The sequence below is a fragment of the Leucobacter iarius genome, from assembly GCF_039530105.1.
Taxonomy (GTDB): domain Bacteria; phylum Actinomycetota; class Actinomycetes; order Actinomycetales; family Microbacteriaceae; genus Leucobacter; species Leucobacter iarius.
In genome coordinates, this window is the sequence record NZ_BAAAOB010000004.1 from 120,021 (window position 1) to 134,441 (window position 14,421).

Genomic DNA, 14,421 nt, shown 5'->3' on the forward strand with positions numbered 1-14,421 from the left:
TCGGGGATCGGCGGGCCGGGAGCTCGCCGCTCGGTTCGGCTGCGGTGGTCATGCGTCCGCCTCCTGCCTGCGGGTCCTGCGCCAGACGAGCGCCGCGACGACTGCGGCGATCGCCGCCGTCCCGCCGCCCGCGATCATGAACGCGTCGGTGCTCGAGCCGCCCGAGAGCGGGAGCGCCACTCCCGGTTGCGGATCGTTCGCGATGGCGCCCCGGTCGATGACCGTGCCGGCGTTGGACGCGTTCACCGCGAAGGCGAAGGTCGCCCCGCCGATGTACCCGGGAGGGGCCGTCGTCTCGGTCGCCGTGTAGCTGCCCCAGGCGAGCCCGGCGAGGGCGAAGCGGCCCGCAGCGGGGTCGGTGTCTGCACCGGTGCACGGGGAACCGGTGCAGTCGGTCACCGTGACCGCCGCGGTCGAGGGGGCGGGGCCGACGATCCGCCAGACGGAACCGGCGAGCAGCTCGGTCGTCCCCTTCGCGACTTTGCTCCACTTCACCGCGCCGGGCAGGTCGGAGTTCGTGACGGTGCAGGTGACCTGCGCGCCACGCCCCACGTGGACGATGCCCAGGACCGCGGGGACCGGAGTTCCGCCGCTCACGCAGCTCCAGGCGCCGGCCTGGTATCCGCTCGGCCCGCCGCTCTCGCTCAGGGTGTAGTCGCCGGGTGCGACGGTTCCGGTCGCGCCCGTGGCTCCGGTCACGCTGCTCGCGCCGGGGCCCGTTCCGATGCCCGAGAGCGTCCAGTCGGCGGCGGATCCGGTACCTCCGTGCGTGTTCGAGACCAGCTTCACCAGGGTGAGACTGCTGGTGCAGGTCACCTCGTTGGTCAGCTCGAAGGTGTTCGTGCCGCTCGCGAGGGTCGCCTGGTAGGGCAGCGTCGCGGAGACGCCGATGCCGTTCGCCTGGGTCACCCGCTGCGAGGTGATGATGCAGCCGGGCAGCTTCGCGGGATCGACGGAGGCGTTCTCCCCGAGGGTCACGGACGCGCCCTGCTGGAGCCCGCTGCGCGGGACGCCCCACCCCTGGTTCATCGGAGCGGGATCCCCGCCGGCCTGCAGCGTCAGCTGGCCCGAGAGCCCGGCCGGGAGCGTCTGCTCGTCCCCCGGGAGGTGGAAGGTCTGGCTCCCACCGCCGGCATCCTTCAGGATCCAGGTCTTGGTCGCGCTGACCGTCGCCGCCGGGTTCGGGGCCCGGTTGTAGACGATGCAGTTGACGCTCTGCCCGCTCGGTGCGTCGATGCGGAAGCCGTTCGTCGGGTCCTGCTTCGGCACGACCGCGGTGTTCGTCGTCAGATTGGTGCATACCGCGTTGTGCCCGCCGACGGGAACCAGCGTGTAGCCGGGCTGCTGCGTCTCGGTGAAGGTCACCCCGCCCGTCGACACCCCGGCGCCGAAGCTCAGCGGGAAGGCCACTGTTCCCGTGCCGTCCGCGATGGTCGTGCGATCGGCCGGGCTCGGCAGCGTCACACCGGTATCGGCCGCGCTCGCGTCGAACCGCCAGCCCGCCGGTGCCGGCGTCGCGCCGGCGATGGATCCGGGGGCCGCCGTTCCGGGGACGATCATCTTAGTGACGGTGACGTTGCTCGCGCAGGCGCCGAGCGCGAGCTGACGCAGCGTGCTCCCGACCGACGCGTAGTCGGTGGTCTGGTAGTAGTCGGACCCCTTGGTCGGACCCGAGATGGCTCGCAGGTTGAGCGCGGTGTTCGTGCCGTTGGCGCCGGCTCCCACGCCGAAAGCGATGACGCGCGAACCGCTGGCCTTCAGCGCGTTCGCCGAGAAGATCCCGTTCTCGGTCTCGACGAAGCGGTTGGTCGTTCCGCCCTGCCCCGTGTTGGGGCCGAACGCGGTCGGGTTCCCGTCGGTGATCACCACGGTCACCGCGAACCGGTTCCCCGGGGTGTTCGCCGAGGCGACGGACGCGAGTCCGCGATCCCAGTTGGTGCCACCGGCGGCGCTCCAACCCGAGTACCGGGCCTTGAAGGCGTCGGCCTGGGCCTGCGTGGCGACCGGGGTGAGCGTCGGGTAGTTCTGCGTCGCCCCGCTCGCCGGGGAGTCCCACGAGAAGGAGAACAGCGACATCCGCGACTGGGTCCCGACCAGAGCGTTGACGAAGGTGTTCGCGGCCGCCTTCAGGTCGCCCTCGGAGTCGGCGACCGAGCCCGAGAGGTCGAGGACGAGCGCGATATCGGTGCCGCAGGTCTGCAGCGCCGCCGGGTTGACCCGCGACTGCTGCCAGATCCCGCCCGAAGCGGTGCTCAGCGAATCGGAGGTGGAGTACATGAACGACGAGGTCGAGGAATAGGTCGTCCCCGACCGCAGCAGGGTGCCGGTGCGGAAGACGTAGTTCTCGGCGATGCCGTCGCCGCTCGGTCCTCCGGTGCGCAGCTGCGGATTCGCGTACCAGCCGGAGGGCACGGACTGCTGCACGACCCAGTACCGCTGGTCGCGGTTCGCGCCGCCGACCTCGGTATTCGGAACGTTGAAGACGCAGTCGCCGTTCGCGTCGGAGGCGCATCGGGCCCATCCGGTACCCGACCCGGCGACGCCGTCCGGCCGGGTCCCGCTCGGCGACCCGGTGCCCGTGTTGAGCACGAGGGCGACACCCGCGAGCCCGGTGACTCCGCTGACACCGGTGCGATCGGCGCCGACCTTGACCGTGATCACGGCGGGCAGGATCGCGTCGTTGAGGAAGGTTCCGAAGTCGTAGGTCTGACCGACCCAGGCGGTCGTCGCCGGGGTCGCCGAGTTGTTGCTCGCCGCCGGGATCAGCCGCCAGGTCTGATCGAACCCGGTCGAATAGCCGGCCGGGGCCGCGATCTGCTGCACGCGGTATCGGGCGGTGGCCCGCACCGTCTGCTCGGCGCCCGTGGTGCGCAGCCCCTTCACGACGAACTCGCCGGGATCGGGATCGAGGTCGAGTCCCGAGTATCCGGGCTGTCCGGTGTTGTCGACCACGGAGACCGCCGCACCCGTCCACCCATTGGTGTTCCCATCGTTGGAGGTGCCGGTGCGCGGACCCTGGATCGAGAACGTCGCCCCACCGACGAGCGCGCTGCTCTGGCCGTCCTTCAGGTTCCAGTACACGTAGGGCGGGGCGACCCCTGGCCCGTCGGGGCCGAGCGCCGCCGGCGCCATCTCTGAGCGGGCTGCGGATGCCCTGGCGGTCGGGACCGCGGGCGTGCTCGGCGTCGGGGTCGGGGTCGTGCTCGGCGTCGGGGTCGGCGTCGGGGTCGCGGGATCGCTGCTCGGGTCAGCGCCGGAGCCGTCGGATCCGGGCGTCGCGGGCGTCCCGCTCGTGGGTTCCGGCGGCGTTGCGGTCGGTGCCGGCGTTGCGGTCGGCGTCGAAGTCGGGCTCGGCGATGTGCTCGGTGCCCCGGCGGATGCGTCCGACGCCTGCTCAGTCGGTGCGGATGTCTCCTCGGCCTGGGCGGGCGACGAGGACGCGATCAGGAGCGGCCCTGCTCCGAGGAGCAGCAGCATTGCAGCGGCGGCGAGACCCGCGATCCGCCGCAGTCCGCGGCCGCCGGCCGTGTTCGGTCCCCGTTGAGCATGCATCGTCCGCCCCCTTCGGCAGAAGGGCGGTGTGCTCCGCATGCAGTTCTTCCCCCTGCAGTGCAAACGCCCCTGGTTGCTGTCGCGTTGAACCTAGTGACGCGGGGGCGGGCGGAGCATCCGTGCAAATTACGTATTTCTGCAGGAGTGCTGGTCAGCGGGAAGTTCCGGATGCGGACCGTGCGCGCTCGACGCCCCGGGAGGCGTCTCCGACACGACCGGGATCCGATCGCACGACGACGAGGGAGGGGAAAACAGAGGAGGCCGGCACCCTTCCGGGTGCCGGCCTCGAGCAGCGTCAGCCGCGGTCACTCCTCGTCGTCGGAGCCGTCCGCGATGCCCGTCAGCGTCTCGATGTCGTGATCCGAGTCGTCGTCGAGGTGGTCGAACTCGTCGTCCTCGTCCTCGTCCTCGTCGTCGTCCAGGTCGTCATCGTCGAAGCCGGCGTCGTCCTCGTCGTCCGAGTCCTTGTCGTCCTCGTCGGATTCGAGGTCGACGCCGTCGATCTCGTCGTCGAAATCGCTGAAGTCGTTCTCCATCGGATCCTGCTCGGGATCCAGCTCGTCCTCCTCGGCCAGTTCCTCCGCCGCGTCCTCGGCGGCTGCGGCCTCATCGGCGGCCTGCTTCGCCTGGGTCTCGCGGTACTGCGCGAGACGATCGGACCAGGGCACCCACTCGGGGGCGACCACCGCTCCCGCACCGGGAAGGAGCTCGACCTCGAGCACGTTGATCTCGGAGTTCTCGTCGACGCGGGCCAGCGTCGCGGTCCAGTGCCACCCCGGGTAGCCCGCCAGGCGGCACTCGAAGAACAGGGACAGCACGTGCTCGCCGTGGACCTCGTGCCCCTCGTCCGCACCGATCGTCTTCGGGTCGGTGATCTCGGCGAGCGCTTCGCGCGCGCGGTCGCGCGCCGCGAGCAGCACCGGATCGGGCTCGATGGGCGCCTCCGGCACCTCGGTCACCGGTTCGGGGTCCTCGGCGGGCTCGGCGTCGACGGCAGGCTCGTCGCCCGACGCGGGCTCGGCTTCGACCGCAGGCTCGACCGGTTCGACCGCGGCCTCCGGGTCGATGGCCGGCGCTTCGACGGTCTCGGAGCGCGCTCCGGCCTCGACGGCAGCGACGGCCTCGACCGATTCCTCGGTCGTCGGTTCCAAGTCAGACATCGAAGTCCTCCGCAACCTTCTTCAGCATGGTCGCGATCTGGCGCGACTGGGCCCGCTCGGGGTACTGCCCCTGCTTGAGACGCCCGCCGACCGCGTCGAGCAGCTTGACGAGATCCTCGATGATGACCGACATCTCGTCGGCCGACTTGCGGTTTCCCCGACGGGCGAGACGGGGAGTGTCGATCACGCGGACGGACAGCGCGGCCGGGCCGCGGCGCCCGTCGGCGATGCCGTATTCGAGTCGAGTGCCCGCGGCGATGTCGGCGCCGTCCGGGATCACCGACGCGTGCAGGTAGACCTGCTGCCCGTCGTCGCCCTGGATGAAGCCGAAGCCCTTCTCCTCGTCGTAGAACCTGACCTTGCCGCTCGGCATGTGTCGTCCCTCTTCTCTCGGCGGCTCTCGGCCACCGGCACGTGTTCCGATCGCGCCGGTCGCGGCGCCGTATCGTGCCCTCCAGTCTAGGCCGTGGCGCCGACCGTCGCCGGGAGCATCCGCATCCCGCTCGGGGTAAGGGCGGGCGTCGTGCTCCGGTCCGGGGTATTCTGGTGAGGATGTCCGCAGATGCCACCCAGCCCACTCGCCTCGAGCGCGTTCTCGCATACTCCTCGTTGTCGCTCATCGCGCTCGCGGTGGTGTCCTACCTCACGACCCTCATCATCGGGCTCGTCGACCGCTTCGCCCTGGCGCACGGCTTCTTCGTGTTCGTCGCCTGGGTCGCCTACGTGGGCCTGCCCGTCGGCTTCGTCCTCCTCATGGTCCTGCTGATCGTCAGCATGCGCCGCCGCAGCGCGGCGCAGCGACGGGGCGACGGGAAGTAGCCGCAGCATGAGCGGGTCGCTCCCCCTTGCCGCGTCGATCGCGGGAATGGAGCGCGCCGACCTGACCGCGCTGCTCGAGCGCCGCTGGATCGCGAACCCCGCCGCGGTCCGCGACCCCCTGAGTCTGGCGCTGGAGCTGCTCCGCCCGGATTCCGTGGCGCGCGCGCTCGAGACCCTCGACCGATCGGGTATCCGCGCACTGCTCGCGCTCACGACGGCGTCGTCTACCGGCCCCGATCCCGGGCAGGAGGATGCGGGGCCCTCCGTTCTCGCACTGGGCCTCGCGGGGCTCGCCGCGCAGCCCGGGAACGACGTCCGCCCCCGTCCCGAACCGGTCCCGCTCGACGAGGTCGCCGATCAGCTGCGGATCCTGATCGACTCCGCCGACGCGCAGGAGCGCCTGGAGCGATCCGTCCCGGTCCCGTCCCGGACCGAGCCGCGCGAACCGACCTCCGCAGCCTGGTTCGGTGCCGCGCAGACCACCACCCAGCGCGCCGCAGCGGCGCTGCGCGCCCTCGCCCTCGAACCGGTCAAGCGGAACCGCCGCGGCGGCACCTCGCAGACCGGGGTGAAGACCCTCGCCGAAGCGCTGCGCACCGGTCACGAGCAGGCCGAGCGCGTGGTCGAGATGCTGCGATCCGCGGGCCTGATCCACGGAGTGGTCTCGGCGGCGCACGGCGATCGCTTCGCGATCTCTCCCGCGGGGATCGCGTGGCTCGGGCTCCCGCACGCGGAGCGCTGGCTCGCGCTCGCCGAGGCGCTCGCCGGGCGCATCTCGGGCCCGCTGGCCACCGCCCTGCGGATCTCCGAGGGCGCGCTCGCCACGGCCGTGGACGAGGTCCTGCCGGTCGAGTTCCCGCTGCTGTCCGAGACCCGCCTCACCGACGCGCGCGCACTCGCGGACGCCGCGGAGGATCTGGGCTTCACCGTCGACGGGACCCTGACGCCGATCGCGTCCGCTCTCCTCAAGCGCGATCCCGACCTCGCATCGGATCCCGAGGAGCCGCTCGCGAGCATCCGCGCCGCGCTGCCCCCGATCGCTCCGGGCGTCTACGTGCAGCCCGACCTGAGCATCATCGTTCCCGGCCCGCTCTCGACCGACGATGAGGCGGCCCTGTTCGGGGTGGCCGACATCGAGCAGCTCGGCGTCGCCTCGAGCCTCCGGATCACCCCGTCGTCGCTCGCGCGCGCGCTCGAGAGCGGAGTCGGCATCGCCGATGCGCGGGCGCTGCTGGAACGGCTCTCGCTCACCGGGATCCCGCAGCCCCTCGACTTCCTGCTCTCGGACGTGGAATCCAAGCACGGCAGCGTGATCGTCTTCGCCGGGACCAGCCGCACCCGCGTCAGGGTGGCGGACCCCGCGGTCGGCGACGCGATGCTCGTCGATCGAGCGCTCCTGCACCTGCAGCTGCAGCGGGATCCCGGCGCGCTCGCCTACGTACTGCTCTCCCGCCTGCGTCCGGAGCACGTACTCGCGGCGCTGGTCGACGCGCGCTACGCGGCCATAGCTGGCTCGGATCCCGATGCGGCGCCCGCCGCACCCGCGGAACCCGGCACCGTCGTCCCGGCACCGGCACCGGCAGCTGCGCCCGCCGCCGGCGACGACGGATCGGAGCCGGGCGGCGAACCCGCGCCCACCACCGGATCGCTCGCCCGCGGGCCGTACCCCGCCGTCGCCGACCTGGTCGACCGCGTGCTCGCCGGCGCCGAGCAGCCGGGCTCCGGCGAGTGGACCCGACGCATCGAGCTGGCGATCCGCGAGAAGCGGGCGATCGAGATCACCGCCGCCGCGGGGTCCGACGTCCGCACGTTCCGGCTGCTCCCGGCCTCGCTCTCGGGCGGGCGGCTGCGCGCGAGCGATCAGACCGCGGGGGTGGAGCGCACCCTGCCCGTCTCCGCGATCACGGGCGTCGAGATCCTCGACTGATCCGGCCCTGAGCGAACCCCTCCCGGCGTTCGCCCGAGGCGCGTAAACTGGATGGTTATGACCCTCGGCCCCCTCATCGTGCAGAGCGACCAGACCGTCCTGCTCGAGGTCGCGCACCCCGACGCGGAGGAGGCGCGCCACGCGCTCGCCGTCTTCGCGGAGCTGGAGCGCGCCCCCGAGCACATCCACACCTATCGCATCACCCGGCTCGGGCTCTGGAACGCCCGCGCGGCCGGCCACACCGACGCCGAGATCCTCGACACCCTCAACCGGTACGCGAAGTTCCCCGTGCCGAGCGGGGTCGCCGGCGAGATCTCCGACACCATGCAGCGCTACGGGCGCCTCACCATCGAGCGCATCGCCGACGGCGACCGCGCGGGCGAGCTCGTGCTGCGCTCCGACGAGCCGATGATCCTGCGGGAGGTCTCGAGCGCGAAGAAGATCGCTCCGCTGCTCGGCAACCGCATCGATGAGCTGACGTTCCCCGTCGAAGCCTGGGCGCGCGGCGAGCTCAAGCAGCAGCTCGTGGCCCGCGGCTGGCCCGCGGAGGATCTCGCCGGCTACACGCCCGGCGATCCGCACGACATCGAGCTGGCCGAGGACGGCTGGCAGATGCGCGACTACCAGCGCGCGGCGGTCGAGAAGTTCCACGCGGGCGGCTCGGGCGTCGTCGTGCTCCCCTGCGGCGCCGGCAAGACCATCGTGGGCGCCGGGGCCATGGCCGCGGTGGGCGCGAAAACCCTGATCCTCGTGACGAACGCGGTGTCGGCGCGCCAGTGGCGGTCCGAGCTGCTGCGCCGCACCTCCCTCACCGAGGACGAGATCGGCGAGTACTCGGGTCAGGTGAAGGAGGTCCGGCCGGTCACGATCGCGACCTACCAGATCCTGACGAGCCGCCGAAAAGGCGAGTACGCCCACCTGTCACTGCTCGACGCGCACGACTGGGGCCTCATCGTCTACGACGAGGTGCACCTGCTCCCCGCCCCCGTGTTCAAGCTGACGGCCGAGCTGCAGGCCCGTCGCCGCATCGGCCTGACCGCCACCCTCGTGCGCGAGGACGGCCGCGAGGGCGACGTGTTCAGCCTCATCGGGCCGAAGCGCTACGACGCCGCGTGGAAGGACATCGAGGCGCAGGGGTTCATCGCTCCCGCGGCGTGCTTCGAGATCCGGGTCGAGCTGCCCGAGTCCGAGCGGCTCGAGTACGCGGTCGCCGAGGATCAGGACCGCTACCGGATCGCCGCGAGCGCGACGGTGAAGCAGCGGGTGGCCCGCGAGATCATCGCGAAGCACCCCGACGAGAGCGTGCTCGTGATCGGCCAGTACATCGACCAGCTCGAGTCGATGGCGGAGGCGCTGAACGCGCCCCTCATCACCGGGCAGACCCCGATGGACGAGCGCGAGCGGCTGTTCGAGTCGTTCCGCTCCGGCGAGGATCGGATCCTCGTGGTGTCGAAGGTGGCGAACTTCTCGGTGGACCTGCCGGACGCCTCGGTCGCGATCCAGATCTCGGGATCCTTCGGTTCTCGTCAGGAGGAAGCGCAGCGCCTCGGCCGTCTGCTGCGGCCGAAGAGCAACGGCGCCACCGCGTCCTTCTACACGATCGTGACCCGCGACACCGTGGATCAGGACTTCGCGCAGAACCGTCAGCGGTTCCTCGCCGAGCAGGGCTACGCGTACACGATCACCAACGCGGAGTAGGCGGTTCCGTCACGACGGCCCCGATCGAGCTCGCGCTTGACCGGGGCCGTCGCCGTCTCACGCGGCGGGTGCGCCGGGCCGCCTTGGAACGCGCGGCACACCGAGGGACTTCCAGGGAACCCATAGCAAACGGTCAGAGACTGGTCGCATGAACACGCAGCACAAGGGCCCCAGGATCCTGATCGTCGATGATGAGCCGAGCATCCGCGAGCTGCTCAGCACCAGCCTCCGCTTCGCGGGCTTCGGCGTGCGCGCCGTGGGCAACGGGGCGCAGACCATCTCCGCCGTGCTCGAGGAGGAGCCGGATCTCATCATCCTCGATGTGATGCTCCCCGACATGAACGGCTTCAGCGTGACCAAGCGGCTGCGTTCGGCGGGGTACACGGCCCCGATCCTGTTCCTCACCGCGAAGGACGACACCGAGGACAAGGTGACCGGCCTGACCGTCGGCGGCGACGACTACGTGACCAAGCCGTTCAGCCTGGACGAGATCATCGCCCGCATCAAGGCGATCCTGCGCCGCACCATCCAGGAGGACGAGGAGGCCGTCCTCTCGGCCGGCCCGATCGTGCTCGACCAGGACACCCACGAGGTGACCGTCGACGGCACGTCGGTCGAGCTCTCCCCCACCGAGTTCAAGCTGCTGCGGTACCTCATGCAGAACGCGAACCGCGTGCTGTCGAAGGCGCAGATCCTGGATCACGTGTGGGAGTACGACTTCAACGGCGATGCAGGTATCGTCGAGTCCTACATCTCGTACCTGCGCCGGAAGCTCGACCCGCTGACGGGCGACTCGCTGATCCAGACCAAGCGCGGCTTCGGCTACATGCTGAAGACCGAAGCGAAGTAGGGTGGCGCGCCGGTCGCCCGCGCAGCGCTGGGCCGATGTCTCGCTGCGCACGAAGATCACGGGTGTCACCGTGTTCATCCTGTCGCTCGGGCTCATCGTCGCGGGGGTCGGCACGCTCTCCTTCCTGCGCCCGTACCTCGTGCAGGTGGTCGATAGCGATCTGCAGAGCCTGAGCAAGGATCCCACCCGGGCACTGGCCTCGGGGGTGAATCTGCGCGCACTGACTCCCTACGATGTGCAGGGCGCGAGCAGTTCGTACTACGTCGCGATGCTCGATTCGACGGGCAAGAAGCGCTACGACAACGCCACGGATTGGCCGACCGAGAACGTTCCGCGGATCCCGGCGGGCCTCACCGGGGCCGTCGTCGAGACTCGGGTGGGCGGCTCCACGTTCACCATCACGGATGCGGCCGGCCTCGAGTGGCGGGCGACCGCACTGCCGATCAACGGGGCGGAGCCGGGGCAGACCGGCACGCTGCTGATCGCGGCGTCGACCGCGCACACCGGTCAGACCACGGCGCAGTTCATCCTGATCTTCGGCGGCTTCGGCATCGCGGTGATCCTGCTGGGCGCTGCGCTCACGCGGATCCTTGTGACCACGACGTTCGTGCCGCTCGCCCAGGTGGAGCGGACGGCGATGGAGATCTCGAAGGGCGACTTCTCGAAGCGCATCCACGTCGCGCATCCGCACACCGAGGTCGGTCACTTGGGCGAGTCGCTCAACGTGATGCTCGACCACATCGATGTCGCCCTTGCGGAGCGCGCCCAGACCATCGACAAGATGCGCCGCTTCGTCGGCGACGCCGGCCATGAGCTGCGTACGCCCCTGGTGTCGGTGCGGGGCTATGCCGAGCTCTACCGTATGGGGGCGCTGCAGGACGAGGAGCAGGTCGGCCAGGCGATGGGCCGGATCGAGAAGGAGGCGATCCGCATGACTTCCCTGGTTGAGGATCTGCTCTCGCTGGCCCGGCTGGATGAGCGGCGTCCGCTCGAGCTCAAGACGCTGGATTTGAACGCGCTCGCGGCGGATGCCTCGTTCGACGCGCTTGCTCAGGCCCCGGATCGCACGATCAGCGTGGTCGAGGATCCGTCGCGCCCGACGGTGCTGGGCGATGAGCACAAGGTGCGGCAGCTCATGACCAACCTGATTGGGAACGCCCTGCGGTACAGCCCCGAGGGCAGCCCCATCGAGATCGCGGTCGCTTCCGGCCCGGATTCGGGCCACTTCGAGATCATCGATCACGGTGAGGGCGTGCCCGAGCAGCTCCGCACCAAGATCTTCGATCGCTTCTGGCGGGCGGACACCTCGCGCAACCGTGAGACGGGCGGTTCCGGCCTCGGACTGTCGATCGTCCAGTCGATCGTCGACGCCCACGGCGGTTCGGTGAGCGTGCACGAGACGGAGGGTGGCGGAGCCACGTTCCGAGTCGATCTGCCGGTCGCGCCCACCACGGGTTCGCTCGAACGCACCGCGGATCGCTCGAACGAACGCGCTGCGGACGGCTCGGCGAATCCCTCCGGCACGGGAACGGAGCCCGCGGCCGGCGCCTAGCGCGGGCCGCGCCAGCGGCATCCCGCATCGATCCGACCACGTCATGCGCGATGCCTCGGCTCGAGCTGCGAGAACAGATCCAGGATCTCGTTCTGCACCCGGTGCCACTCCTCATTCACTTCGCGCGGGCTCACTCGGATCACCAGATATCCGTTCCGCTGCAGAAGCGCATCGTGCCGGTTGTCGCTATCGCGCTGCCGCCCGGTGTGAGTGCTGCCGTCGATCTGCAGCACCAGTCGGCTTCCGATCAGAAAATCGACCCGATGACCGAGCACCCGAGCTTGCGCGACCACTCGCAATCCGAGTGCGCGAAGACGTCCCAACACCGCGCTCTCGTACCCGGAATCCGAGAGCGCGGTCACTGATTCGAGAAGGCTTCGTGCGCGCCCGGTGAACGGGAAGCGTTCGAGGGCTCGCCGTGTGGTCCGCCTGCGGTTCAACGCGGACTCCCAGATCGCGAAGGCGGTCTCATGGGGCTGGCAGATCGAGAGGCAAGCCAACGTGTTCTCGAGAGAATCGACGAGCAGGAATGGCTCTCTGCAGCGGACCGGTCGGCCCCAGTGCACCGTCGCGGCAACCACCGGGCGACGGGAACCCCGCGCACGGACGGACACATGAGGAACCGGCTCGTCGACCTGCCAGAGCCCAGCCCGCCTGCCGGCCGTGACGCAGCTCAGGATCACCCCGTACCGTGCGGCGAACAGGAGTTCGGGGTCTGCACTGCGAGCCGCCACCCATCCGCGCTGCGGCCGGGTGACTTCCCCGCGCTCGAGTGCGAGCTTCACGCGATAGCGCGGGACACCGAGACGGTCGAGCTCGCCGACTCGCATCACGCCGCCGGCTTCGCGAAGAATTGAATGCAGGTTCATGCCCCACAGTGTGACGGGTCGCGGGGCCGGTGCATGAGGATTCCACAGGCGAGAGGCGCGCAGACGCGGGATCTGCCCTCGATGCGCCCTGCGAGCGGCAAACGCAGCGCCCACCCTCCTCCGCTGGGGCGCCCGGCTGCACCAGTCGGGCAGTGAATTTGCACTCAGTCGGACAGAATGCGCTCCTCAAGCACCGCGCCAGCGCAAAAGCACCGCACGAACGCCAAGACCCGCAACACAAGCCGCAAGACGCAAGACGCAAGACGCAAGACGCCCGTCAAACGCGAAGCGGGGCCGCACCCGAAGGTGCGACCCCGCTTCGCGCAGAGGCTGAGACTTAGAAGTCCATGCCCGCGCCGGGATCGGCCGGAGCCGCGGCGGCGGGCTCGGGCTTGTCGGCGACGACCGCCTCGGTGGTGAGGAACAGGCCGGCGATCGACGCGGCGTTCTGCAGCGCCGAGCGGGTGACCTTGGCGGGATCGAGGATGCCCTGGGCCACCAGATCACCGTACTCGCCGGTCGCGGCGTTCAGGCCGTGACCGGTGGGCAGGTTGGCGACGCGATCCGCGACAACACCCGGCTCGAGGCCGGCGTTGAGCGCGATCTGACGCAGCGGAGCCTCGATGGCCGCCTGCACGATCTTGGCACCGACGGCCTCGTCGCCCGAGAGCTCGAGCGACGCGAACGCGTCCTTGCCGGCCTGGATCAGCGCGACACCGCCGCCGGGCAGCACGCCCTCTTCGACCGCAGCCTTCGCGTTGCGGACGGCGTCCTCGATGCGGTGCTTGCGCTCCTTGAGCTCGACCTCGGTCGCAGCGCCCGCCTTGATGACGGCGACGCCGCCGGCGAGCTTCGCGAGGCGCTCCTGGAGCTTCTCGCGGTCGTAGTCCGAGTCGGTGTTGTCGATCTCGCGACGGATCTGTTGGACGCGACCCTGGATCGCCTCCTCCTCGCCGCCACCCTGGACGATGGTGGTCTCGTCCTTGGTGATGATGACCTTGCGGGCGGTGCCGAGCATGTCGAGGGTGGCGTTCTCGAGCTTGAGGCCGACCTCCTCCGAGATGACCTGGCCGCCGGTGAGGATCGCGATGTCCTGCAGCATGGCCTTGCGACGGTCGCCGAAGCCCGGAGCCTTGACGGCGACGGACTTGAAGATGCCGCGGATCTTGTTGAGCACGAGGGTCGCGAGCGCCTCTCCCTCGACGTCCTCGGCGATGATGAGGAGCTGCTTGCCCGACTGGATCACGGGATCGACGACGGGGAGCAGGTCCTTGATGTTGGAGACCTTGCTGTTGACGAGGAGGATGTAGGGATCCTCGAAGACCGCCTCCTGGCGATCGGCGTCGGTGACGAAGTACGCCGAGAGGTAGCCCTTGTCGAAGCGCATGCCCTCGGTGAGCTCGAGCTCGGTGCCGAAGGTGTTGGACTCCTCGACGGTGACCACGCCCTCCTTGCCGACCTTGTCGATCGCCTCGGCGATCAGCTTGCCAATCTGCTCGTCGGCGGCCGAGATCGAAGCGGTCGCCGCGATCTGGTCGGTGGTCTCGATCTCCTTGGCGTTCTCGAGGAGCTGAGCCGAGACGGCCGCGACGGCCTTCTCGATGCCCTTCTTGATCGCGATGGGGTCGGCACCGGCGGTGACGTTGCGGAGGCCCTCGCGCACGAGCGCCTGAGCGAGCACGGTGGCGGTGGTGGTGCCGTCGCCTGCGACGTCGTCGGTCTTCTTCGCGACCTCCTTGACGAGCTCGGCGCCGATCTTCTCGTAGGGGTCGTCGAGCTCGATCTCCTTGGCGATGGACACGCCGTCGTTGGTGATCGTGGGGGCGCCCCACTTCTTCTCGAGCACGACGTTGCGGCCGCGCGGGCCGAGCGTCACCTTGACGGTGTCGGCGAGGATGTTCAGACCCCGCTCGAGTCCGCGACGCGCTTCCTCATCAAACGCAATGATCTTTGCCATGTGTCGACCCTCCCGGTCGGTCGTGGTGGGCGACGCG

10 protein-coding genes are annotated in these 14,421 nt (G+C 70.1%); 5 read left to right on the plus strand and 5 right to left on the minus strand.

The annotated features are described in order from the left end of the window. Window positions 1–48 precede the first annotated feature (48 nt). From ABD169_RS13650 to ABD169_RS13660, 3 genes are all read right to left on the minus strand, one after another. A complete protein-coding gene (locus ABD169_RS13650) occupies window positions 49–3,552 on the minus strand; it encodes a SpaA isopeptide-forming pilin-related protein (RefSeq protein ID WP_344033077.1) in 3,504 nt (1,167 codons plus the stop codon). A 305-nt stretch (window positions 3,553–3,857) separates the two neighbouring features. Beyond that, entirely contained in the window at window positions 3,858–4,712 is an 855-nt protein-coding gene (locus ABD169_RS13655; protein WP_344033078.1) for a DUF3027 domain-containing protein, read from the minus strand. Further along, entirely contained in the window at window positions 4,705–5,085 is a 381-nt protein-coding gene (locus tag ABD169_RS13660) for a cold-shock protein (protein ID WP_046456879.1), read from the minus strand. The genes ABD169_RS13655 and ABD169_RS13660 overlap by 8 nt, the downstream gene beginning before the upstream one ends. Before the next feature lie 179 nt (window positions 5,086–5,264). Here ABD169_RS13660 and ABD169_RS13665 point away from each other — a divergent pair, with 179 nt between their 5' ends. The 5 genes from ABD169_RS13665 (at window position 5,265) to ABD169_RS13685 (ending at window position 11,558) form a co-directional block, all read left to right on the plus strand. Then, on the plus strand, window positions 5,265–5,531 hold the full coding sequence (locus ABD169_RS13665) for a hypothetical protein (protein ID WP_052961582.1): 267 nt from the start codon (window positions 5,265–5,267) through the stop codon (window positions 5,529–5,531). A gap of 7 nt (window positions 5,532–5,538) precedes the next feature. Further along, the gene (locus ABD169_RS13670) at window positions 5,539–7,458 is read left to right on the plus strand and encodes a helicase-associated domain-containing protein (RefSeq protein ID WP_344033082.1); all 1,920 of its coding nucleotides are present in this window, start codon (window positions 5,539–5,541) and stop codon (window positions 7,456–7,458) included. 57 nt (window positions 7,459–7,515) lie between these two features. Further along, window positions 7,516–9,156, plus strand: a complete 1,641-nt coding sequence (locus tag ABD169_RS13675; RefSeq protein ID WP_344033084.1) for a DNA repair helicase XPB — start codon at window positions 7,516–7,518, stop codon at window positions 9,154–9,156. 148 nt (window positions 9,157–9,304) lie between these two features. Continuing rightward, on the plus strand, window positions 9,305–10,006 hold the full coding sequence (locus ABD169_RS13680; protein WP_046456869.1) for a response regulator transcription factor: 702 nt from the start codon (window positions 9,305–9,307) through the stop codon (window positions 10,004–10,006). Window position 10,007: 1 nt separating this feature from the next. Then, complete coding sequence (locus ABD169_RS13685) at window positions 10,008–11,558, plus strand: sensor histidine kinase (RefSeq protein ID WP_344033087.1); 1,551 nt, start codon at window positions 10,008–10,010, stop codon at window positions 11,556–11,558. A 41-nt stretch (window positions 11,559–11,599) separates the two neighbouring features. Here ABD169_RS13685 and ABD169_RS13690 read toward each other — a convergent pair whose 3' ends face one another. Together ABD169_RS13690 and groL are read right to left on the minus strand one after the other, a co-directional pair. Next, window positions 11,600–12,427, minus strand: a complete 828-nt coding sequence (locus tag ABD169_RS13690) for a DUF559 domain-containing protein (RefSeq protein ID WP_344033089.1) — start codon at window positions 12,425–12,427, stop codon at window positions 11,600–11,602. Window positions 12,428–12,764: 337 nt separating this feature from the next. Continuing rightward, window positions 12,765–14,384, minus strand: a complete 1,620-nt coding sequence (gene groL, locus ABD169_RS13695; protein ID WP_046456867.1) for a chaperonin GroEL — start codon at window positions 14,382–14,384, stop codon at window positions 12,765–12,767. Window positions 14,385–14,421 lie beyond the last annotated feature (37 nt).

Excerpts from the sequence above, each read along its gene's own strand:
- ABD169_RS13650 (WP_344033077.1), bottom strand. The coding sequence starts at position 3,552 with ATGCATGCTCAACGGGGACCGAACACGGCCGGCGGCCGCGGACTGCGG.
- ABD169_RS13655 (WP_344033078.1), bottom strand. The coding sequence starts at position 4,712 with ATGTCTGACTTGGAACCGACGACCGAGGAATCGGTCGAGGCCGTCGCT.
- ABD169_RS13660 (WP_046456879.1), bottom strand. The coding sequence starts at position 5,085 with ATGCCGAGCGGCAAGGTCAGGTTCTACGACGAGGAGAAGGGCTTCGGC.
- ABD169_RS13665 (WP_052961582.1), top strand. The coding sequence starts at position 5,265 with ATGTCCGCAGATGCCACCCAGCCCACTCGCCTCGAGCGCGTTCTCGCA.
- ABD169_RS13670 (WP_344033082.1), top strand. The coding sequence starts at position 5,539 with ATGAGCGGGTCGCTCCCCCTTGCCGCGTCGATCGCGGGAATGGAGCGC.
- ABD169_RS13675 (WP_344033084.1), top strand. The coding sequence starts at position 7,516 with ATGACCCTCGGCCCCCTCATCGTGCAGAGCGACCAGACCGTCCTGCTC.
- ABD169_RS13680 (WP_046456869.1), top strand. The coding sequence starts at position 9,305 with ATGAACACGCAGCACAAGGGCCCCAGGATCCTGATCGTCGATGATGAG.
- ABD169_RS13690 (WP_344033089.1), bottom strand. The coding sequence starts at position 12,427 with ATGAACCTGCATTCAATTCTTCGCGAAGCCGGCGGCGTGATGCGAGTC.
- groL (WP_046456867.1), bottom strand. The coding sequence starts at position 14,384 with ATGGCAAAGATCATTGCGTTTGATGAGGAAGCGCGTCGCGGACTCGAG.